General features: G+C 67.1%; 19 protein-coding genes. 10 read left to right on the top strand and 9 right to left on the bottom strand.

The window, feature by feature from the left end:
• The first annotated feature begins 188 nt into the window (after window positions 1–188).
• Window positions 189–1,700 carry a N,N-dimethylformamidase beta subunit family domain-containing protein gene (locus ACFT7S_RS22145; protein WP_382734509.1) on the top strand — a complete coding sequence of 504 codons (1,512 nt, stop codon included), beginning with the start codon at window positions 189–191 and terminating at the stop codon, window positions 1,698–1,700.
• A 1,368-nt stretch (window positions 1,701–3,068) separates the two neighbouring features.
• Here ACFT7S_RS22145 and ACFT7S_RS22140 read toward each other — a convergent pair.
• Together ACFT7S_RS22140 and ACFT7S_RS22135 are read right to left on the bottom strand one after the other, a co-directional pair.
• Window positions 3,069–3,797: a Crp/Fnr family transcriptional regulator gene (locus tag ACFT7S_RS22140; RefSeq protein ID WP_382734507.1), complete on the bottom strand. Its 729-nt coding sequence runs from the start codon at window positions 3,795–3,797 to the stop codon at window positions 3,069–3,071.
• Entirely contained in the window at window positions 3,794–4,288 is a 495-nt protein-coding gene (locus ACFT7S_RS22135) for a Pycsar system effector family protein (RefSeq protein ID WP_382734505.1), read from the bottom strand. Before ACFT7S_RS22135 ends, ACFT7S_RS22140 begins: the two co-directional genes overlap by 4 nt.
• Before the next feature lie 299 nt (window positions 4,289–4,587).
• Here ACFT7S_RS22135 and ACFT7S_RS22130 point away from each other — a divergent pair, with 299 nt between their 5' ends.
• Genes ACFT7S_RS22130 through ACFT7S_RS22120 form a run of 3 tightly spaced genes read left to right on the top strand, consistent with a single transcriptional unit; the run spans window position 4,588 to window position 8,215 of the window.
• Window positions 4,588–5,376, top strand: a complete 789-nt coding sequence (locus ACFT7S_RS22130) for a hypothetical protein (protein ID WP_382734504.1) — start codon at window positions 4,588–4,590, stop codon at window positions 5,374–5,376.
• The gene (locus ACFT7S_RS22125) at window positions 5,376–7,430 is read left to right on the top strand and encodes a hypothetical protein (protein WP_382734502.1); all 2,055 of its coding nucleotides are present in this window, start codon (window positions 5,376–5,378) and stop codon (window positions 7,428–7,430) included. Before ACFT7S_RS22130 ends, ACFT7S_RS22125 begins: the two co-directional genes overlap by 1 nt.
• Window positions 7,427–8,215: a hypothetical protein gene (locus ACFT7S_RS22120; protein WP_382734500.1), complete on the top strand. Its 789-nt coding sequence runs from the start codon at window positions 7,427–7,429 to the stop codon at window positions 8,213–8,215. Before ACFT7S_RS22125 ends, ACFT7S_RS22120 begins: the two co-directional genes overlap by 4 nt.
• Window positions 8,216–8,801: 586 nt before the next feature.
• Here ACFT7S_RS22120 and ACFT7S_RS22115 read toward each other — a convergent pair.
• The 5 genes from ACFT7S_RS22115 to ACFT7S_RS22095 form a co-directional block, all read right to left on the bottom strand.
• Window positions 8,802–9,713: a hypothetical protein gene (locus ACFT7S_RS22115; protein ID WP_382734498.1), complete on the bottom strand. Its 912-nt coding sequence runs from the start codon at window positions 9,711–9,713 to the stop codon at window positions 8,802–8,804.
• Window positions 9,710–10,354: a plasmid partition protein gene (locus ACFT7S_RS22110; RefSeq protein WP_382734496.1), complete on the bottom strand. Its 645-nt coding sequence runs from the start codon at window positions 10,352–10,354 to the stop codon at window positions 9,710–9,712. Before ACFT7S_RS22110 ends, ACFT7S_RS22115 begins: the two co-directional genes overlap by 4 nt.
• A 95-nt stretch (window positions 10,355–10,449) precedes the next feature.
• Window positions 10,450–11,049 (bottom strand): helix-turn-helix domain-containing protein, encoded by a 600-nt coding sequence (locus tag ACFT7S_RS22105; RefSeq protein WP_382734494.1) that lies wholly within the window; start codon window positions 11,047–11,049, stop codon window positions 10,450–10,452.
• Complete coding sequence (locus ACFT7S_RS22100) at window positions 11,046–11,708, bottom strand: hypothetical protein (protein WP_382734492.1); 663 nt, start codon at window positions 11,706–11,708, stop codon at window positions 11,046–11,048. The genes ACFT7S_RS22105 and ACFT7S_RS22100 overlap by 4 nt, the downstream gene beginning before the upstream one ends.
• 20 nt (window positions 11,709–11,728) lie before the next feature.
• Complete coding sequence (locus ACFT7S_RS22095) at window positions 11,729–12,532, bottom strand: hypothetical protein (protein WP_382734490.1); 804 nt, start codon at window positions 12,530–12,532, stop codon at window positions 11,729–11,731.
• A gap of 879 nt (window positions 12,533–13,411) precedes the next feature.
• Here ACFT7S_RS22095 and ACFT7S_RS22090 point away from each other — a divergent pair.
• Genes ACFT7S_RS22090 through ACFT7S_RS22075 form a run of 4 tightly spaced genes read left to right on the top strand, consistent with a single transcriptional unit; the run spans window position 13,412 to window position 16,404 of the window.
• Window positions 13,412–13,906, top strand: coding sequence for a DUF2617 family protein (locus ACFT7S_RS22090; protein ID WP_382734488.1), 495 nt, complete (start codon window positions 13,412–13,414; stop codon window positions 13,904–13,906).
• Window positions 13,903–14,304 (top strand): DUF4247 domain-containing protein, encoded by a 402-nt coding sequence (locus ACFT7S_RS22085; RefSeq protein WP_382734486.1) that lies wholly within the window; start codon window positions 13,903–13,905, stop codon window positions 14,302–14,304. Before ACFT7S_RS22090 ends, ACFT7S_RS22085 begins: the two co-directional genes overlap by 4 nt.
• A 55-nt stretch (window positions 14,305–14,359) precedes the next feature.
• A complete protein-coding gene (locus ACFT7S_RS22080) occupies window positions 14,360–14,797 on the top strand; it encodes a DUF350 domain-containing protein (RefSeq protein WP_382734484.1) in 438 nt (145 codons plus the stop codon).
• An 8-nt stretch (window positions 14,798–14,805) separates the two neighbouring features.
• Entirely contained in the window at window positions 14,806–16,404 is a 1,599-nt protein-coding gene (locus tag ACFT7S_RS22075) for a polyamine aminopropyltransferase (protein ID WP_382734481.1), read from the top strand.
• Between the two features lie 785 nt (window positions 16,405–17,189).
• Here the strand turns inward: ACFT7S_RS22075 and ACFT7S_RS22070 are convergent.
• Window positions 17,190–17,375 carry a proprotein convertase P-domain-containing protein gene (locus ACFT7S_RS22070; protein WP_382734479.1) on the bottom strand — a complete coding sequence of 62 codons (186 nt, stop codon included), beginning with the start codon at window positions 17,373–17,375 and terminating at the stop codon, window positions 17,190–17,192.
• Between the two features lie 113 nt (window positions 17,376–17,488).
• On the opposite strand from ACFT7S_RS22070, the gene ACFT7S_RS22065 reads away from it, so the two are divergent.
• Window positions 17,489–17,824 (top strand): transposase, encoded by a 336-nt coding sequence (locus tag ACFT7S_RS22065; protein WP_382734543.1) that lies wholly within the window; start codon window positions 17,489–17,491, stop codon window positions 17,822–17,824.
• Between the two features lie 100 nt (window positions 17,825–17,924).
• The gene (locus tag ACFT7S_RS22060) at window positions 17,925–18,566 is read left to right on the top strand and encodes an LAETG motif-containing sortase-dependent surface protein (RefSeq protein WP_382734477.1); all 642 of its coding nucleotides are present in this window, start codon (window positions 17,925–17,927) and stop codon (window positions 18,564–18,566) included.
• Window positions 18,567–18,713: 147 nt separating this feature from the next.
• Here ACFT7S_RS22060 and ACFT7S_RS22055 read toward each other — a convergent pair whose 3' ends face one another.
• Window positions 18,714–19,709 (bottom strand): NEW3 domain-containing protein, encoded by a 996-nt coding sequence (locus ACFT7S_RS22055; protein WP_382734475.1) that lies wholly within the window; start codon window positions 19,707–19,709, stop codon window positions 18,714–18,716.
• Window positions 19,710–19,720 lie beyond the last annotated feature (11 nt).

Below are 19,720 nucleotides of genomic sequence, written 5' to 3'. Positions count from 1 at the left end.
CGCACAGAATTGACACATGTGTGCCATCACACATTGGTTACACCTACCCGCCTTAGCAGTGGCATCCATACGATGAACGATTGCTGACAGGGGCCGCACATGTAACTGCGTGTTCGCCAGTCACGTACGAATCGACGCGTGAGGCAAGAGGCCTGGCGTCCAGGCCTCGGAGCATTTCTGTGTCAAAGGTGTCTCGTCGTACCGCGCTGGGTGCCATCGGTCTCGGTGCAGTCGGTGTTGTCGGCCTTCAGTTGCGCGACCAAGCCGAATCGCTTCCGCGCCGGCCCGCCGCCCGGACCGGCAACAACCCCGTCGCGCAGGAGAACGGTGCCGTCGGCTCGGACCAGTGGACTTTGGGGCGCGATGGCACGAAGAAGGTGACCGACGAGGACGTCCAGATCCAGGGCTACGCGTCGGCGACCTCGGTGAGCCATGGCGAGTCTCTCAATTTTCATATTTCGTCCCATACCGCACAAAAATGCACGGTGGCGGTCTACCGCATCGGGCACTACCAAGGCTCCGGAGCCCGGCATCTGCTCACCAGCGAGCCCGTGGACGTAAAGCCCCGGACCAAACCGGAGCCACAGCCCGGTACCGGGCTCATAGCCTGTGACTGGCCGGTGTCCTGGACTCTGGAGATACCGAAGATGTGGGTGTCGGGGATATTCCTGGCCGTCTTCACCTCGCAGGACGGCCACCGCAGTTACACACCGTTCGTCGTGCGCGATGCCGCCAGGCGCTCGGACGTCCTGATGGTCGTCCCCTTCACCACGTACCAGGCGTACAACATGTGGCCGTTCGACGGGCGCACCGGAAAGAACCTGTACAAGGGCTACACCGCCAACGGAGAGATGGGCGGCAATCCGGAACGCGCTCTCAAGGTCTCCTTCGACCGGCCGTACATGCAGAGCGGTTTCCCGCGCTGGTTCGACATGGACATGAGCGCGGCCCGGTGGGCGGAGAGCGCCGGCTACGACATCACCTACGCGAGCAGTATCGATCTCCACGAGGGCAGGATCGACCCCTCCCAGTACACCGCGATCATCTTCTCCGGGCACGACGAGTACTGGTCGAAGGAGATGCGCGACTGTGCCGAGGACGCCGTGGACGCAGGAACCCACCTGGCTTTTCTCGCTTCGAACAACATCTACTTCCACGTACGGCTCGAGGCTGGCGCGGGTGGACTGCCCGGACGCGTGGTGACCTGCTACAAGGAAGCTCCCGACCCCGATCCCGGCGCTGCAGGTCCCACCGTGCGCTGGCGTCAACTGGGCAAGAAGCATCACAAGGCCGAGCAGGGACTGCTGGGCGTGCAGTACAACGGCATCCTCAAAGAGCCCGTGCCTCTCATTGTCCGCAAGGGGGACCACTGGTTCTGGTCCGGCACAGGCCTGCGTGACGGTGACGAGATCCCGGATCTCATAGCCGTCGAGGCGGACGGCTTCAACCCGTCCATGCCCCAGCCGCCCGACACCAGGCAGACCCTTCTCTCCGAGTCGCCCTACATCGACAGCTGGGGCCGCGGGCGCACTGTGCAGAACACCAGCCTGTGCGAGAACAGCCAGGGAACCCTCGTCTTCGTCGCCGGCACCTTCCACTGGCCACTGGCACTCAATCACCCCGACCACCTCAACCCACAGGTGCAGCGGGCCACACACAATCTCCTGACCCGCATGCTGGAACCCCGCAGCGAGGGTTAGCACCTGCCACAAACCAGCCGTACGCGGTGGGCTCGGCCTTCACGCTGAGCTGTTTCCGGTCATGTCGCTGCGCTCAGAAGATGTTGAATAGCGCTCCAGTGCGGATGTTGCCCTCCAGGGCCTGGACGGATCTGCAGCGACCAGAAATACCTCCTGCCAGACCTCTATGGTGATGCCCCGGCCCGGCGCCGGGCCGCCCGCGCGGCCAGCACCCGCGGCCGTGCACGATGGGCGTACACCCGCATCAAGGCGGCGGAGCTGTGGGGGACTTCCTCCTCTGGTCGGCCCGACGCGGACACAGCGAAGAACTGCTGGTCCCGCACCGTGGCAACGCCGAACCGGAGGGAATCGACGAGGACACCCACTGGGCCTCCTGCAGCAGTGCCTCACGACTAGGAGAGCTCCCTCTGGATGTGAGAGCGCAGGGTCCCTGCTCCTGCTGTTCGGGCAGCACCTCACCCACGACGTCACCCTCACCACTGGGCACCTTGGGGCCCACGACGGCCACCCCTCGCTGCCCTCTTGTCCCACTTCACCGACGGCGGGCCAGGCACAGCTGGAGCGCCAACTCCCCCCGAAGCTGGCGCTTCCCAGGAATTCGCTCTGATCCAGCTGGCCTAGGACATGCCGCCAGCTGTCCTCGCCCCGCTGCTCGGCCTCGACGTCATCACCGCACAGCATTGTGGAGAAGTCGAGCCGGCACTGACTGGACCGCGTGCCTCCAGGCACGCCAACGGGCCCGCGCGGTCAACAGGCCGCCGCCCAGGCCGTGATCGATTCTTCGGTGAACCGGCGCGGCCGGGCGGGTGAACTACCGCCACAGTGACGTCCGCTCCGCGCACGGGGAGATCGGCCGAGGGTCTGATTGATCCGGTCCTGGAGCGCGATGCCTGCTCCGTATACGCGGAGATCGCCCGTCGCCGTCCGCGTCGCCGTTGAATCACCGAGTGAACGAAGGCCAGGATATGGGCGAACATGCACCGTGCCTGGTCCTCGAAGAACTCGGGTCTCGCGGCGACCTGGACTGATCTCGGTGCGCGATCGACTCGGAGAGCATGCGGGCCCTGAAAAGGGGGGCCTGACGGGTCTGAACCCTGTCGACCAGGGCAAGTACGGGTCGAAGATCCATCTGATCAAGGTGCGGCCAGTCTGCCCCTGTCCGCCCGTCGGAATTGCCGGTGTCAAAGTTTACGACAGTCAGGCACTGATCCCGCTCGGGAAGGCATACCGCTCGTGCGGTCCCGCCGACGCAGGCCCGGCCAGCTCCACGGCCCGCCGCCACTTCTCATGGAATTCACTGCGCTGAACTGGCCGGTCATATCGGTTCGTGACAACGAGACCCTCATCGGGCGGGTGGCGGGCGGTGAGTCACATCGCGGGCGCGGCGCCCTTGCGGCTTTTGCCACCAGGGTGTTCTTCGCCTCGGGCGACTGCCCTGAGGCGGAACACGTCTGTGATGACCAGTCGCCGACGGCCAAGTGTGAGGATGCCAGCTGACTGGAGTTCACCCAGGGCAGCAAGTGCGGACGAGCGGCGCATCGCCGCCATGGTGGCCAGTTCTGTGCGGGGCATACCCAGTTCCACGAGCAGGCCAGTTGTGCCCTGAGGGTGGCCGACTTCGTCAGCGAGGTGGCTCACGACTCTAGCCACACGTGCTGTCGAGGGCAGGTTCACCAGGTCTGCCCGCAGGCGTTCGTGGCTGTTCAGCCGTTCCACGGTCAGTTGGTAGATGACCGTCTCCAGACGATGGCGCTCCACGTAGCCCCGGAAGGCATGAGCGGGCAGAACTACTCCGGTACAGCGGCGCGCCGCCGTGACGGTGGCTGAGCGTGGGCGGCCGAGCAAGGCGCCCATTTCCCCAAGGACTTCGCCGGGTCCACGCAACATCAAAGTCAGTTTGTCTCCGCACTCATTGCTCTGCGCGACTTTCACCAGGCCGTCGAGCAATACGATCACGCAGTCGGGTGACTCGCCTTGGGCGAGGAGAACGGATTTGGATGGGTAGGTCCGTCGGCGTCCTCGGTCGATCAAGTCACGCCATACGTCAGTGGATACCAGAGAGCGGAAGTTCATCGTGTTGCCCTTCTGGTGAGTCATCCGACGACGGTCGCCAGACCGAAGGCGGCACAACCTGCGACCGCCAACATCAGCGACCACTGCACCCGGCGGTGCTTGTTCCAGGCGATCTCACTCATCACCACCACCTGCCGGGACAACGCCGGCAACGGGTCCTTGCTCCGAAGCGCCGCTTCCAGCACCGTCGGGTCTAAATGCCTGAGATGGCCGAAGTACAGGAAGTCGTCGTCGTTCTCCGGCCCCCGTCGTTCTTTGCGCAGGTTGGGCGAGATTGCCCAGGCCGCACAGCTGACTCCGGCCACCATGAGCAGTACGCCGATCCACAACAACAGCCGCGGCACAGTGGAGTCGAGATCACCAACGGCTCGCTTGGAAGTCGCCAGCAGCCCCAAGACAGCTAACGCCGTGGACTGCATCGTCAGGGCAAACGACGCCTTCGAATCAGCCTTGGCCGTCCAATCCGCAACAGCTGCCTGAATCCGCCACGCGGTCTCCGTCGGCTCAACTGCCATCAAGCCATCCCCCTAGCTGTCATCCAGGCGTTTCACTCGCCCCGGCCCTGGGGTGAAGTCTGGGCCCAACAACCAGGCGGAAAACCCACTTATGGCATTTTGGCCGAGAACGGACACACCTTTGCAGCTCTTCCATGAGCGCCCGGCGGCATCAGCCTTCAACGACGTCACACCCGCGATGTGACTCACCGCACGCCCGTACCGTCCAACGCTGGACCATTTCATTCCTGCCTCTCTACAAGGGTGGCGTTCGTCGTGATGCGCGGCGAACACACGTCACTTGATGAGAGGAGCAGCACATGTTGCCGTCATGGGAACCGCTGTGGCCCTACCGGGCTGTCCTGGCCGTGGACGCCCGGAACTTCAGTGCGCTGGACAGCAAGGGCATGCAACAGGTGAATGCCGATATCCCGCCGTTGCTGGCGCAGGCACTCAGCGCCAGCAACGTGAGTGCTCACTGGGAGCGGCGGATGTTCGGTCAGCACACCGGCGACGGTTACGTCGCCGGCATGGACCCGGAGGTCCTGCCCGCGCTGGTGGGCTGCTTCCCCGACGCGCTCCGGCACGCGCTCTCGCGCCGCCGTGCCGAGGCCCCTGCAGGTGTACCCCTGCAACTGCGGGTCAGTATCCACGTCGGCCCTCTGCCGCCCAGCGGGCTCGGCGTGCCGATGGTGCACACGCACCGGCTCCTGGACGACGACGCGCTGCGAGGCGTGCTGAACCGCGCGAATCCGGAGATCACCAACACCGCAGTGATCATTTCGCAGCGCGTGTACGAGGACGTCTTCGAGAGCGGCTGCGTCAACGGCGACGTCCTGCCGAACCAGTTCGTCCGGCACCTGGTGAAGGTGAAGAAGTTTCAGCAGCCAGCCTTTGTTCACATCCCCGGCTTCGACTGGGGGCTCGCGGATCCGGACATTTTCGAGCCGGTCGACACCACAGAATCGGCCGCAGAGCAGCCGAAGGCCCCCGCCTCCGGAGCATCGCTCCAGGCGGCTTCCCCGGCACCGGGCGCGGTGAACTTCAGCCACTACGGCACAGAGGGTGTCCAGGCCTACAACCACTTCGGCGCTGGAAGAGGGCAGTGATGATCGACCACGAGCAAGCCGGGCAGGACCGCATGGAGCCCACTGCACCATCGGAGCAGCTCACTGAGCCACACGAGCCGGCAGGCGCGCCTCTATCGCCAGAGAGCGGCGAGTCGAACGGCCAGCCGCATCCCGGCCCGGTGGACTTCCGTCACTACGGCAAGCACGGTATTCAGGCCTACAACCTGCACCTGAACGGCGATCAAGCCATCCCCATCCCCATCACCGAGAACGATGCGGCCTACAAGGCGAGCCAGGACAGCCGGTTTGTCCCGCCGCGCAACACAGGCCCGTGGGCGACCGCTTCCAAACTGCTGGACGACTACGGAATCGTCGTGCTCTGCGCAGCCCTGGGCGCTGGTCGGCGAACGGCTGCCGTACGCCTGCTGCGCACGGTGACCAACAGTCCGCCGGCCATCCTCGATCTCGACCCGGAATGGTCCAAGCCCTCGGTCCGCCCGCTGCCGAAAGAGGCAGCGACTGGATACATCCTCGATCTCTCCGACCTCCCGGAGCAGCCAGCCGAACGGCTAGGCGCTGACCTGACCAGCCATGGGGAGGAACTACGAAAGAAGAACTCCTTCCTCGTCATCCTGGCCACGCCCGCCGACTGGTACGGCCACTGGGCCGACCTCACGCTGCCCTACACCGTCCGGCTGGAGTCTCCCGATTCGAGGGACCTCGTCACGGCGGAACTCCGGGCGCGCCATCGTGGCGATCGTGTGGCCTGGTTGGACGGGAAGGAGTTTGCTGATATCTGGAAGGCCAACCCGTCCGCACGCGCCGCGTGGCGCCTGGCCGACCGTCTCATTCAGGCATCCGGCGCCGATCAGATCCAGGCAATCGTCGATGAGTTCGGCGACTGGCACACGGAAGTCGAGAACCTCCTCAGCAAGGATCGGGCGAGGGGGAGCGACTCGCAGCTGCTGTCCACCCGGGTCACGGTCTGGGCCGGTGCCCTGCTGGACGGAGGACAGCGCAGGTCCGTCATCAAGGCAGCCGACGACCTCCTGACCCGACTCGGCCTCGAACGCAAACCTGTCAACGTTCTGACCGACGCCACTACATCGAGCCGACTGGTCGCCGCGGAAATCACCCGCGACGGGGACCGGGCTTTCCACGACTCTAAGAAGGAAGGCCTGTCCGCTGCCATCCTGCGTCACCTGTGGGACGAGTTCCCCACCCAGCACGAACTTCTGCGCAGGTGGGCCATCGGCATCGCCGCAGACCGGGCCGTCCCGGAAGAGGACGCCCGGATGGTCACCACGGCACTGTTGAAGCTGGCGGTGCACCGCCACGACCGGACCATCCTCGACGGGTTGGCGAGTGACCTCAAAGGCCCTCGACGGATCCTGGCCGTGGAAACCCTGACCGAAGCAGCCGGGGATGCCGAGTTCGGCCGCTACGTCAGGGATCGCCTGCGCCAGTGGATGGATGCCAAGACCCCATCGAGCAACAAAGTTGAGCTCGTCATCGAGATCTGTGGCGGCACCTGGGGAATCCGTCAGCCAGCCCTCGCGCTGACACGGCTGGGCAAGGCGGCAGGCCACAAGGACTTCGGCTCAGCGACCGTTGTCCACGCCTTTAGGCAACTCGCCCTGGGACGACCGGAAGAAGTGCGAAATGCCGTCGACCAATGGCTCAGCGACGCTGAAAGCCGGCACGACGACGAGACCCTGCGCCGCCAGACTCTGGGAGCCTTCCTCGCCGTCGTCTCCAGCGACGAGGGAACAGACTTGATCTTGGATGACATACGCGACCCCGAGGTCCGGCTGCGCATCATCCACGCATGGCAGAAGCTGCTGTCCACCGACGACGCCGTGGAGGCGGTTGTCACGCAACTGTCGCGATGGCACGAGCGATTCCAAGGGGACCCCGACCGCCGGGAAGCCGTGGTGGACGTACTCGCCGACATCTTCACCCCACCAAGCCTCCGCCCCGGTCTCGATCGGCTCATGGTGACGGAAGAATCAGCCATCCTCCCGTTCTGGCGGGAGGTTCTGGTGCGGGCTGCCAACCGCTACCAGGCGTCCAAGGAGGCATCGACCCCTTGACGATCGATGGACCCGGCCCGTGGTGGAGCCGTCGGCGCAGTCGGATCCGGTCCCATTGGCCCACGCGTCTGCCCGGCATCCGCTTCAGTGCCCGCGGCACACTCACCTACCGGGCACACGCCAACATCAAGGCCGGCGGCACAGTTGCTGCCCGAGCCGCCGCACAACTTGCCCTGGACGAACTGGGCCGCGGCATCACCCAGCTTCACATGCCTGAACAGCTCAACACCGCACAGGAACGCCTCACGCTCGCCGTGGCTCGCTGGCACCCTGCTCAAGACACCCCTGGCCTCTGGCTGAAGGCACGCATCACCCTGATGCTCACCGAGCAAGACGCGGATCGGGCCCAGAGATACCAAGATGCCTTACGCGAAGTGACGCTACAGCTCGCGCAGGAGCACGAACGCCGAGAACGGTTCAGGCAGGCGGTCTTCGACAAGCCGGACGCCACGCGCATCTGGTGGCTCGACCGCCACCTGGACAATCTGGAATCCCTCGACTGGGACGTCTTCAAGGAGAAGATCCTCCCGCTGGTCGGCGCAGCTGAAGACATACAGTCCAAGGCCGAACGCATGGCCCAAACCCTCCTGTACGTCTGGGGGAAACTAGGCAACGACCCGGGGCAGCACGCTCGCTTCGTCACCACCGCCCGCACCGTCCTGGAGCAGATGGGATGGGCGGACGCTCCCTGGCTGGCATTGGGTGAGCCAGCCGCCGCCTCACCCGAAAACGGTGGTGACGATGGAGAGCCCGACCCAGTCGCTGAGACGGGCGCAATCCGATGACGCTGCCTGCCTTGCGCTGGCTGCTCGACCCGGCAACCAGCCTCTTGGCCCTGCGGTTACGCGCTCAAGAACCCCGCCGCATGTCCTACGATGCGGCCTGGCGGCTGGCACGAGTAACACGCCATCCTGACGAAATGGTGTACCGCCACCACGGACACGTCGCCGAAGACTCCTACGACGAACCCCGGTGAAGATGAGATGGAAGCAGCACACGCGGGAGCGGTTACCCGCAGGGTAATGCAGAAGGTCTCGTGCCGGATGTATCCGCCTCAAAGGACCGGGGGCACGTCCGGCTGCCGCTGCCGTGGCGTGCCGCCGTCCGGTAGAGATCCGAAACGGTATGATGCCCAACTCTGCTGTTGGCGACAATGGTCGGGTGATCAGCTGCAAAGAGATCGAAGAGATGGCAGCCACGCTTGGCGTCCATGTCTCCAATCTCCAACGGGACTAAAGCCGCGTTGCCGGTGGTCTCGTGGACGTACTGGGGACCACCCTCGTTGGCCTATTGAGCCAACGCCAAGCATGACAACCGGCTCCAGGGGGTGGTGTGGTCCAGTGGGCGGTATGGGCTCCCCAGAGCGACGTCTCACCAGAGGGTCAGCGGGAGGCCTTCGCGCTCGGCTGCGAGGATCTGTGCGTCGATAGCAGCGGCCGCTGATACGGGGGAGGCTTCGCTTTGAGGCTTGCTCGGAGCAGTGTCGGGCGGCGGGGTGGCGTCAGGTTTGGCTGCGCCGAGCTCGGCATGCGCTGGTGTTGTACGGGCGGGATTCTCCGCAAAATTTTGCGGATCTGCCGCCATTGCCGCTGGTTGCGGAGCGGTAGTGAGAGTGTGAGAGGGCCGTGGCGCTGTCGGCGGGGGGAGGATTTTGGTCGCCATGAGCTGCTGGGTGGCTTCCTTGAACTGGGTCTCGTCGGCCTGGCGGCCCGCGTTCTTCAAGATGGCTTTGGCGACCTGGCCGGTGATGGCGGCGGTCAGCCGGAGATTCTCGTCGGCGGAACGGTCGCGCAGCTGCTGGTAGAGGTCGGCTGCGGCATCGAGTCCGAAGCGGGTGGCGACCGGGAGCAGGGCTCGGGTGTGTGATGCCGTTGCAGGCCGGCCGAGGGCCTGAGCGAGGTGCCCAGCGAGCGGCCATTCCTCCATCATCTGGTAAGCCGCGCGTTCGCTGATCTCCCAGCGCTCCTCCACATAGGTGCCGAACGTGGCGTGGGTGCGGCGGTAGAGCCTGCGCTTGCAGATGGCCTGCAGGGCTTTGCCCGCGAGCCACGTCGCGGTGGCCAGGCTCTCGACTGCTCCCTCGCACACCGCCAGGTCGTGGATCTCTTCGTGGGAGAGGTCGCCGGTTGCCTCGACGTCGACGGGAGCGGGGATCATGTCGGAGGTGATGACCAGGTCGGCGGGCCGCTCGCTGGTGTGGAGGGTGGCGGGCTGCCGGTTACCGGAGTTGTTCCGCTCTTCGCGTCGGGCGCGGAGGGCTGCGGCGCGGTCGTGGTTGCTCATCGCTCCCCGCCTGCCTCGGGGAGGAGTCCACGCTTGATCATCTCGGTGGTCAGTTCGTCGTAGGCGGAGCCGCTGGCGGTAACAGGCCGGAGCATCGACTGGGCGTAGACCTGCCTATTGGGGATGGTGACGGTGAATACGTTCCACCCGTCCTCTTCGAGGTACTCGCGGTACTGGTTGGTGGCCTTGGCCCCGGCGCTGGTGCGGTTGAGGAGGACCCAAGTGGGGGGCGGGCTGCCGTCGGGGCGCAGCACGTCGACGTCGTCGATCAGGTCGCGCATGGGGAGGCGCTCGATGCGGTCGATGTCGGCGGTGGTGGGAGCAGCGTTGAGGATGGCGAGGTCGGCGACTCGCAGCACGGACTGCACGATCTTGCGGTGGTCCTCGGCATGGCCGCAGTCGACCACCCCGATCTGACCGGGCCGCATCAAGGCGGGAGCGTTCTTATGGAAAAGGGGGGAGGCCTGCTGCTGGATGGGAAAGGGAAAGCCGCTGGCCTGGACGTCCCACTCTGCGAGCTGACGGCTGTAGTCGGCCTCGAACGCGACAACGTCGTAGCCGCGTTCGTGGAGGGAGTGGGACTGCCATCCGACGCTCGTGGTCTTGCCACTGGTACGCGGACTGATGTGAGCGATGATCACGGTGATGCTCTCTCTGCTGGTGGTAGACGGTTGAGACACGAGCCCTGGACCGACAGAACGGGCGGGGGTAAAGCCGTAGCGGGACGCGGGACGACCTACGCGTGCTCGGGCGGTGGCCGGGCGGCGGGACGGCCTACGCCGGATTCCTCCCGGTGCCGTGGCCGCATGGTCGCTCCGACTTCATGGAGCAGCCGGTAGATCGTGGTGGGGGAGCAGCCTTCGTCGACGGCCAGAGCGGGCACGGCCGCACCCGCGCCGTAGCGGGCGCGCAGGGCGAGTGCTCGCTGCTGGCGGGCGTGCGCGGCGGTGCTGGTGCGCAGCAGGCGTGTGTCCTGCGCGGAGCGCATCGTGGTTCCGGCTTCGTCGAGCAGGCGCCGTACGGTCCGGGGGGATAGTCCGCTTTCGGCTGCCAGTTCGCCGATTGTCGCGTCCTGCTCGTAGCGGGTTCGCAGTCTCATCGCCTGGCGGCGCCGCTGTGCTGCCTGGCCCTTGTCGGCGCGGAGTCTGCGGGTCTCCTGCGCGGTGCGCATGGTGGTGTTGGCGGCGCGCAGCCGGTTGATGACGGTGCCGTGTGACAGTCCGGTGCTGTGTGTGAGCTCGTCGACGGTCGCACCGTTCTCGTAGTCGGTGCGCAGCAACGACAGCTGCTGCTGCCGTCCGGACTGGGGAGTGAAGGGTGCGGGCGGGGTGTTCATGCGGCGGACTCCCAATCGCTGAGTGCTTCGGCGTGTGCGGCGACCAGTTCGTCGTAGGAGCGCTGGTCGGCGGGGGTGACGAGGATGAGGCGGCCGTCGGTGGCAACCCGCCAGTCGGAGAGGCTGCGGCCGGTCGCGGGATCCAGGAGCCCGCCGTCCGGGGCCTGCCATCGGGCGGGGACTTCATCGCCGCGCGGAGAGGGAAGCAGGACCACGCGGCCGTCGTCGTGCACGATGAACCGGGCTGTGGTCCGATGCTGGCTACGTTGCTCCAGCCCCTGGAGGTACGCGGCGCGCTCGGTGGCGTGCAGCTGTTTGCGCCGCTCGGCCGTGCCGGTGGTCCCGAAGCTGTCCGCGACGTGGCCCCAGCCCTCGACGGCCACCGGTTCGGAAGGGGACTGGGCGGTCGTGCCGGGGTGGCCGATGCCTTCGATCACGCGGGGGCTGAGCGTCCAGGTCGCCTCGGTGCGGGTCACCAGGTGGTGGGATGCAAGTCGGTGCAGGGCCCGGTACACGGTGGCCCGTGAGACGGACGAGGAGCCGATGAGCTCCTGCACGGTCTGACCGGGACGTAGGTGCAGGGCGCCGATGACCATGAGGGCGGAGCTGCCGAGACCGTGGTGGGCGAACGCGTCGTGTCCCATCAGGCGGCTGATCAAGGCGGAGTCAATATCGGCTGTTACCGTCGTGCGGGTCTCAGGGGCAGGCCACTCCTCAAGTTCCCGGTCGGGGGGCACTGAGTGGTGTGGAAACGAGACAACGAACGGTCACCGGGCTCCTGGTGACCTGTGGTCAGGTACCAGAGGGAGCCTTCGCAGCCTTGGCCGACGCGCAGCCGGTGAAGCCACCCATGCGGCTTGAGGACCGATTCGTAGGCGTTGCGCAGAGCCTGCCGGGAGACCCCGGCCTCCTCGGCTGTCTGCCGCTCGCTGGCGGAGTGCTGACGGCCACCGGCCCTCTCCGCGAAGTTCAAGTGCGCCCGCAGCACCCGCAGGGCGGTGCGGCCGCGCTCGCCGCGCCAGGGTGTGGTCTCAATCCGGTCGCGGACCGCGGCAAGGTCTTCGAGGGCGTGTGGTCGGGCCTCCACTGCCACGGTCGTACCAACCGCTGCTGATGCGCTGGCCCAGACCCGGCTGACGTAGTCGTGGGCCCGGCCGTGCCCGGATCGCAGGCTGATGGTCCGGGCGTGATGGCCGCCCTCATGGTCGGGATGCATCAGCAGATGCGTCAGTTGGTCGAGGGTTCCGCCGGCGCGCGCCACATGACAGGCGATGGCCGCGGTGATGCGGTGCCCGTGCTCGGACTCGCCCTGCCGGTCCGCACGGGGCAGGACGGACTGCTTGTCGGAGCCGAGCCTGCTGTAACTGCCTGCCGCATAGCGCCCGGTCAGGTCACCCAGCAGAACAAGCTCAGCGGCAGCGCGGGGAAGATACTGCAGCCCGAGCAACGCGGCGTGATCGCCGCCGACTGCGATGGACGACAACTGTCTTAAGGAGGATGAACGCTCGCTGCGTTCACGAGTATGAGCTGTGCCGTGTGGCATTCTGGGGCTGTCCCGCCAAGGACGAGGACGTCACCCAGGCCCGCGAAAACCAGGGGTGATGTCCGGAACCGACCTCCGATCGGTGCCAACGAAGCCTCCAGGATTCCCGTCCTGGGGGCATTCGTACATCTGGCACCGCACGGAGGCAGACGTCCCCACCGCGGCACGACCGGTGCCGAACCGGAGTGCTGGCCAGAAGATCCACCCGCGATTCGCCCAGGTCAACCCGGTGCCAACGCAGAGCCGAATCAGAGGTTTTATCTCTGACTGGCTCTGAGCGGCCCGGGTCGAACCGGGGTCGAATCAGGGTGCTTATCTCTGACTGCCTCCGATCGCCTCCGTAACCCGTCCTAGCAGGTCACAGCCGTTCCAGCCTCCATAAGTGCAGGTCAGAAAAGTGCGGCGGAAGAACCCGGCGTACAGCCCGACTCGTCTGCCGCTGACACTGACATCGGAAGGCTGACCGGCGCTTCAAACCGCATCTCCGCTGGTCAGCCATATCCGTTGTTTTCGTGGCGAGTACTACGGGGCCCCGTCACCGCGCCAGGCGTGGGCTCGGTCTCGGGGGTGTTGAGGTCGCTCGTCGTATCGGGTGACCCGCCCCGGATCGCGGCAGGGCTCCCCCTCGAAATGGCGCATCTGCCCTGTGCCATACTCAGCGCGCTTTGCACGTTCCGGAGTCGGGGGACCATTGTTCAAGCTGGAGGTTGCCGTCGTCGGCACCGTACCCGCCGCCGTCGACGCCGCCCGTAACCGGACGGATACGCCGACAGAGCGCCCCCTTCCGGGAGAGCCGATCAGCTGCCCGGGCAGCGTCACATGAGCGGCATAGCCCTCACGACCCCATATCTGGACACCGACGCCGATCAGCTCTCCTTCACGCTCGGCCGTCCCGCTCGCGAGGCACTCGCCGTACGCGACCTGACGGTCGGTGGGCTCGATGTGCAGCTCAGACTCCTGGGCGCCTCCCACCAGGTCTTCGCAGGTCCGGTCCGGGAAACCGTGGCCTGCCTGCCTGGCTTCGAGGGAGGCCTCCCGGACGCGGCGGCGCAGGACTTCGACGACTGGAACTACCAATTCGGCGCCCGCGTGCAGCACTTCGCCGCAGTGGAGTTCAGCAAACAGGTCGCGCAGATCCGCAGCCGGTCGGACGAACACCCCCAGGCGCTGTACGGGATCTTTCCCGGCTCCCCGGAAGCAGTCACCGCGCTGACCGTCGAGCGGCAGAGCACGGGACTGAGCTGGCGCACCTGGCACACCTACCCGCAGAGCGGCCAGATCGTGGCGACGCACACCCGACTGGAGGCCCGATGAAGACTGCCCGACGCATCAGCCTGGTATTCCTCGCCACGGTTGCGCTCGCCGCCTGTTCCAGCGGTTCGGACGACGGCAACGACGTACCGTCCAGCTGGATCCGCTCGGAGTACGGCGGCAGCAGCGTGGGCTACGTCGATAGCAGCGACGCGACGTCCACAGTCGCGAAGGAGATCGACGGCCACACCTCGGCCAAGGACCTCACCAGCGACGGAGACATGGTCTTCCTCCGCTACCGGAACGACATCGTCGCGATCACCCCCTACCAGCGCGGCAGCAGGATCGAGATCGACGACTACCGCACTGGCTACAACCGCTGGAAGCCCCATGTCCGATCCGTGTGGCCGGATCCGGACAGCGACGCGTTCCGCGGCGGGGGCCCCGGCACCGGCAAGTGACCACCCGCAGTACACCCACCCGAACTCCTCGACGACATCCCCGAAAGGCAGCCCCGTGGCAGAGATCTTCGAGTCGGCAGGCGACGCCCTGCTCTACGGCCTGGTCGGCTTCGTCGTGATGGCGGTCGGCTTCATAGCACTCGACCTCACCACCCCCGGAAAGCTCGTCCATGTGGTGTGGACGGAGCGCAACCGCGGCGCCGCGGTCCTCCTCGCCGGCCAGACCATCGCCATCGGGTACGTCATCGATCAGTCCATCAGGGCCAGCGAATCCGAACAGGGCCTCGACTACGGCCTGTTCAGCACCTTGCTGTACGGCCTCTCCGGCGTCGTCCTGATGACCGTCATCTCCTGCATCGTCGGTCTGCTGACCCCCGGCCGCATGGGTGCCGCCGTGCTCGACGACCAGGGGGACCGCCCCCATCCTGCCGCCTGGGTCCAGGCAGCCATGTACATCGGCACGGCCTTCATGGTCGGTGCCGCCGTTTCCTGAACGACACCATGAGCACCAGCACCCCGGACCGCACCGCCCTAGCTGCCGCACGTCCGCCGGCGACCTACTCGCGGGGGGCGCGTTTCCTGCTGCTGCTCGCGGTGTTCATCTGCGCGGCCTGCGGCCTGGTCTACGAACTGGCGCTGACGGCGCTGGGCAGTTATCTCATCGGCAACTCCGTGATGCAGACCTCCGTGGTCATCTCCGTCATGGTCTTTGCCATGGGCATCGGTTCACTGGCCGCCAAGCCGCTGCAACGGCGCGCGGTCGGAGCCTTCGCCCTCGTGGAGACACTGCTCGCGCTCGTCGGCGGCCTGTCGGTGCTCACCCTGTACGTGTCGTTCGCCTGGCTGCAGGTCTACATGCCGTCCATGGTGGTGGTCACGTTCACCGTCGGCCTCCTCATCGGGGCCGAGATTCCCCTGCTGATGACGCTGCTTCAGCGGATCAGGCGACAGGAGGCCGGCAGTGCGGTCGCCGACATGTTCGCCGTGGACTACGTCGGGGCGCTGGTCGGCGGCCTGTGTTTCCCTCTGCTGCTTCTGCCTTCTTTCGGCCAGCTCAAGGGCGCGCTGGTGGTAGGTGCGGTCAATGCCGTGGCCGGTGTCGTCGTCGTCCTATGGATCTTCCGCCGCGAGACACGCCGTATCGTGCGGATCACGCTGCTGACGGGGATGGCCGCCGTCCTTGGCGTACTCGGGGCGGTGTACGTACTGGCCGACGACATCGAGGTCACCGCTCGGCAGCAGCTCTACCGCGACCCGATCATCCATGCCGAGACCACGCCGTACCAGGACATCGTCGTCACCCAGTCCACAGCTTTCACCGGGAAGCCCGACACGCGGCTGTTCCTCAACGGCGACCTGCAGTTCTCCTCCGTCGACGAGTACCGCTACCACGAGGCCCTCGCTCACCCCGCCCTGTCGGGAAAGCGCTCATCCGTGCTGATCCTGGGCGGCGGTGACGCGCTGGCCCTGCGGGAGGTCCTGCGCTACGACGACGTCGAAGAGGTGACGCTCGTCGACCTGGATCCGGCGATGACGCGGCTCGCCCGCACCTTCGAACCCCTGCTCGAACTCAACGACCACGCGCTCGGCGACCCGCGTGTCACCGTCGTCAACGCCGACGCGTTCAACTGGCTGCGGGGCGCCGCGCAACGCTATGACGCGGTCCTCATCGATTTTCCGGACCCGGACACCGCGGCGCTGGCCAAGCTCTACTCTGTCGAGTTCTACCACTTGCTGGGCCATGTGCTGAACCCCGGAAGCCGGGTCGTCGTGCAGGGCGGCTCTCCGTTCTTCGCCCCCAAATCGTATTGGTCCATCGCCACCACGATCGACGAGGCCGACTACACGACCACCGAGTACCAGGTGGATGTCCCCAGCTTCGGCAACTGGGGCTACATCCTGGCCACCCCGGGCGCCGACGGCCCACCGCCGCCACTGCGCCTGGCCGAGGACGCCCCGCCCTTGCGTTTCCTGGACGATGCCGTCCTTGAAGCCGCCACCGTCTTCCCCCTGGACCGCCGCCCCCAGGACGTACGCGCGAGCACCCTGATGGATCCCGCGGTGCTCGAGTACACCAGCCACGAGTGGCAGAACTACTGAGGGTCTTCAACCGTATCGGCACCGGAGGCCCTCCTGCGGCCGGCCCCTGGACGATCGTACGACGATCCCCTTGCGGCCGGCGGAACGGCGGGAGCGTCGAGCGGCCGGTACGGCCAGGTCCTGTCGCGCTGTACGTCGTGCGCGATGACGTCCCCAGTGACCACGACAGTGTCCCCCGCTCCGTCCGGCCGGTCGAGCCGTGGCACCCGCCGGTTCGCGCCGCAGGGCTGACCGGCGGCGCCCTGTCGGCCAAGGCCCGGTTCCGGCAGGGTGAGAGCGTCCGCGAAGCGATCAACGGGAGGGGACACGGCAATGGCGTACGAGGGCCGTACGTACCACGGAATCCGGGGAGTTGGCGGCGACGAGGACGAGTGGCAGGCCGCCTGCGTCCTGGTCGAGAAGCCCGAGGACGGCCCCACTCAACGCGCGAACGTCACCGTGCTGCCCGCCCGGCACCCTCCAGTCCACCACTCGCCGCATCCGAACTTGACAGAAACGGCCTGGCAACGCCGAGGCGTACCAATGCCCTTCACCGGATCGCCGACATGGCCTCCTGCGAACACAACGCGCATCCACAGGTGCTACGAACGCACAGCAACGGGTCCGGCGCCATCGCCGTGACAGCCCTCACCAAGCGGGCATACCCACGGGTGTTGGGGCGGTTGTTGCCGCATCTGTCCGGTGTTGAAGTTCTGGCGGGCACCGGGTGCCAGTGGCCGGTTCGTTGGTGAGCCATGCCGGGGCCCCCGGCGGGGGATACCGGGGGCCGCGAGCAGGGGAGGGTGTCAGAACGTCAGCGTCCAGCCGTTGAGGGTGCCAGTGGCGCCCTCAGAGATGTCCTCGACGCGGAGGTTCCACGTGCCGGCCGCCGGGGAAGTGCTGGCGTCGACGGTGTACGTCTTCTTGATGGTCCCACCAGCCTCCGACTCGGAATACCCCGCTGCCGCCCCCGCTGTCGCCCGAAGGGGCAAGCCTGGCCTGCCGGTTCGGCCACGGCCGCCGTCATCCGGCCCGGTCGGTGCTGCCGTGGCCGGCGTGGCTGGACGGCAACGGCGGGCGGCCGGAGGGCTACTGCCACCGCGTGATGCTGGACGCGGTCCGCTACGTGGTCGACAACGGCGTCAAGTGGGCCGACCTGCCTGCGGACTTCCCGCCGTATCGGCGGGTGCACGCCTTCGCCCGCCGCCGGCAGGTGACGGGGTCTGCTCGCCGAGCTCCACGACCGGCTGCGCGACAAGGTCCGCCAGAAGGAGGGCCGCGAGGTAGACCCGACGGCCGCGATCTTGGACTCGCAGTCGGGTGCGGGCCGCGGCGAACGTCCCGCGCGCAACGTCGGGCTGGGACGGACTTCGACTGCGGCCGCCCCGCCCGCTCGCCAGCTCCGTCAAGTCGGAGTGCTTACGGCAACCGGCACATGTAACTGCGTGGCGCGTGTTCGGGGGGCGGTGAGCGTCGCAGCGGGAGGGGTAGTACTGTGCGCTCGCACCAACACCCGATGTACGGATGTACGTGGAGGACAGATGAAGGTACCCACCCGAGCGTGGAAGCGCTCGGGCGCCCTGATAGCGGGCGTGGCCGTCGGGTTCGTCGGAGTGGGCCTGTGTGCCACTCCGGCGTCGGCCCACACACCCGTGTGGACGGTGACCTGTTCCGAGGTCACTGTCGATCTCACGGCATACAACAGCAACGTCACCAACACGGTGACCATCACCGTCGACGGCAAGGACGTGCTGCTGCCTGCCAAGGAGTTCGGGCGCGAGTTCCACGAGACGCTGAAGCTGCCCGAGCACAAGACCGAGGTTCCGGTTCGCCTTGTCGTGAAGGCGGGCGACGGGGAGAGGTTCTCGCGCGACGAGACCAAGACCTCGCCGGTCTGCGAAACCACGACGCCCTCGGAGCCGCCGAAGCCCTCGGAGCCGCCGAAGCCCTCGGAAACGCCCGAGCCCTCGGAGACGCCGGAGCCTTCGGACACCCCGAGCACCGAGCCGCCCAGCTCCGAGCCTCCCGCTCCGTCGACCAGCGCCCCAGCGCCGGGTGACCTCGCGGAAACCGGTGGATCCAGTGCCACCCCGGTGATCGCCGGTGCCGCGGTCGCCGCGGTGTTGGTCGGTGGCGGCATCCTGGTCGCGACCCGCAAGCGCCGCGCGGCCGCTCGCGGCTGACCTCGCCCAGCCATCACGTGCTCCGCGGCTGAGCAGGCCACAGGGCACGTGATGCAGCATGGGGAACCAACGCACCGCGGCCACCGCGGCGAGCGGCACAAAGGGGCGGCGCATGCGCCGCCCCTTTGTGTGTCCGCTCCGGGACGATCAGGGGGCGATCGCCATGTCGAAGATGTGGACGTTGGCGTTCGCGGGCAGGACCACGAATTCCACCGTCTTCGACGGGTCCAGCGGGACCGAGTTGGCGAAGACGCTGTACTTCACGGTGGCGTTGCCGTAGCCGTCGGGGCGGTTGCGGCCGTCGGTCGACTCGACCAGGGTGGCGCCGTGTGCGGTGACCGGGTCGAAGGACCAGTTGGGGAAGCCGAAGGTTCCCGTGGTGGTCGTGCCGTCGGTGTAGTACACGGTGGTGCTGCCCGTGGCGGCGCTCGTGACGCCCGAGCCGAGGAACACCAGCTTGCTGCCCTGGCCGCTGAGCGTGATGGCCTGTCCGGAGCTCGCCACGTTGTCCTTCGTGCCGGCCGGTACGTCCGGCCAGGTCAGGGTGGCGCCGAGGGCGTCGATGGCTGCTCCGGGGGTCAGGCCGACCGCGGCGAGCTTCTGTGCGGAGAAGCTGTTGCCCCCGCCGTCGTAGTTCCCGGCCGTCGTGGCGGACTCATCGGTGATCGCCACGTTGTTGTACGCGGCCGCGAGGTTCGCCTGCGGCGAGCCGCTGCGCTCCGAGCGGGTGCCGGTGGCCGTGCCCAGGCCGTCCCCGCCCGTGTACGTCGCGGTCGCCGTGAACGTACGGATCACGAAACCGCCCCGCTTCTCCGGGACTTGGATGCGGAAGGTCGTCGTGGCCGAGGCGCCCGTGGCCAGGGAGCCGCCCACGCTGTTGAGTGACGGCTGGACCGCCCACCCGGTGGGTCCGGCGAACGTGACCTTCAGCGAACGCAGGCGCTGCGGGCCCGCGTTCTTCACGGTGACGTCCACCGTCGAGACGGCCGGGCCGTCGAGGTCGATGGGGGAGATGGTCACGTCGGTCTTCGCCTCGGCGGCCGCCGGTGCGGCCGGTGCGGCGGTGGCCGCCTGGGCGGGGACCAGCAGGACCGCCGCCACGGCCAGGGCTCTGAGCGGGTTCATCAGTCGGACGGATCTCATGGTCTGCTCCT

Source organism: Streptomyces sp. NPDC057136, from assembly GCF_042670885.1.
Taxonomy (GTDB): Bacteria; Actinomycetota; Actinomycetes; order Streptomycetales; family Streptomycetaceae; genus Streptomyces.
This window is presented reverse-complemented; position numbering and strand designations above follow the sequence as displayed.

Coding starts and splice junctions, on each gene's coding strand:
- ACFT7S_RS22140 (WP_382734507.1), bottom strand. CDS start 3,797: ATGACTCACCAGAAGGGCAACACGATGAACTTCCGCTCTCTGGTATCC.
- ACFT7S_RS22135 (WP_382734505.1), bottom strand. CDS start 4,288: ATGGCAGTTGAGCCGACGGAGACCGCGTGGCGGATTCAGGCAGCTGTT.
- ACFT7S_RS22090 (WP_382734488.1), top strand. CDS start 13,412: ATGAGCGGCATAGCCCTCACGACCCCATATCTGGACACCGACGCCGAT.
- ACFT7S_RS22105 (WP_382734494.1), bottom strand. CDS start 11,049: ATGAACACCCCGCCCGCACCCTTCACTCCCCAGTCCGGACGGCAGCAG.
- ACFT7S_RS22065 (WP_382734543.1), top strand. CDS start 17,489: ATGCTGGACGCGGTCCGCTACGTGGTCGACAACGGCGTCAAGTGGGCC.
- ACFT7S_RS22055 (WP_382734475.1), bottom strand. CDS start 19,709: ATGAGATCCGTCCGACTGATGAACCCGCTCAGAGCCCTGGCCGTGGCG.
- ACFT7S_RS22130 (WP_382734504.1), top strand. CDS start 4,588: ATGTTGCCGTCATGGGAACCGCTGTGGCCCTACCGGGCTGTCCTGGCC.
- ACFT7S_RS22060 (WP_382734477.1), top strand. CDS start 17,925: ATGAAGGTACCCACCCGAGCGTGGAAGCGCTCGGGCGCCCTGATAGCG.
- ACFT7S_RS22115 (WP_382734498.1), bottom strand. CDS start 9,713: ATGAGCAACCACGACCGCGCCGCAGCCCTCCGCGCCCGACGCGAAGAG.
- ACFT7S_RS22075 (WP_382734481.1), top strand. CDS start 14,806: ATGAGCACCAGCACCCCGGACCGCACCGCCCTAGCTGCCGCACGTCCG.
- ACFT7S_RS22125 (WP_382734502.1), top strand. CDS start 5,376: ATGATCGACCACGAGCAAGCCGGGCAGGACCGCATGGAGCCCACTGCA.
- ACFT7S_RS22085 (WP_382734486.1), top strand. CDS start 13,903: ATGAAGACTGCCCGACGCATCAGCCTGGTATTCCTCGCCACGGTTGCG.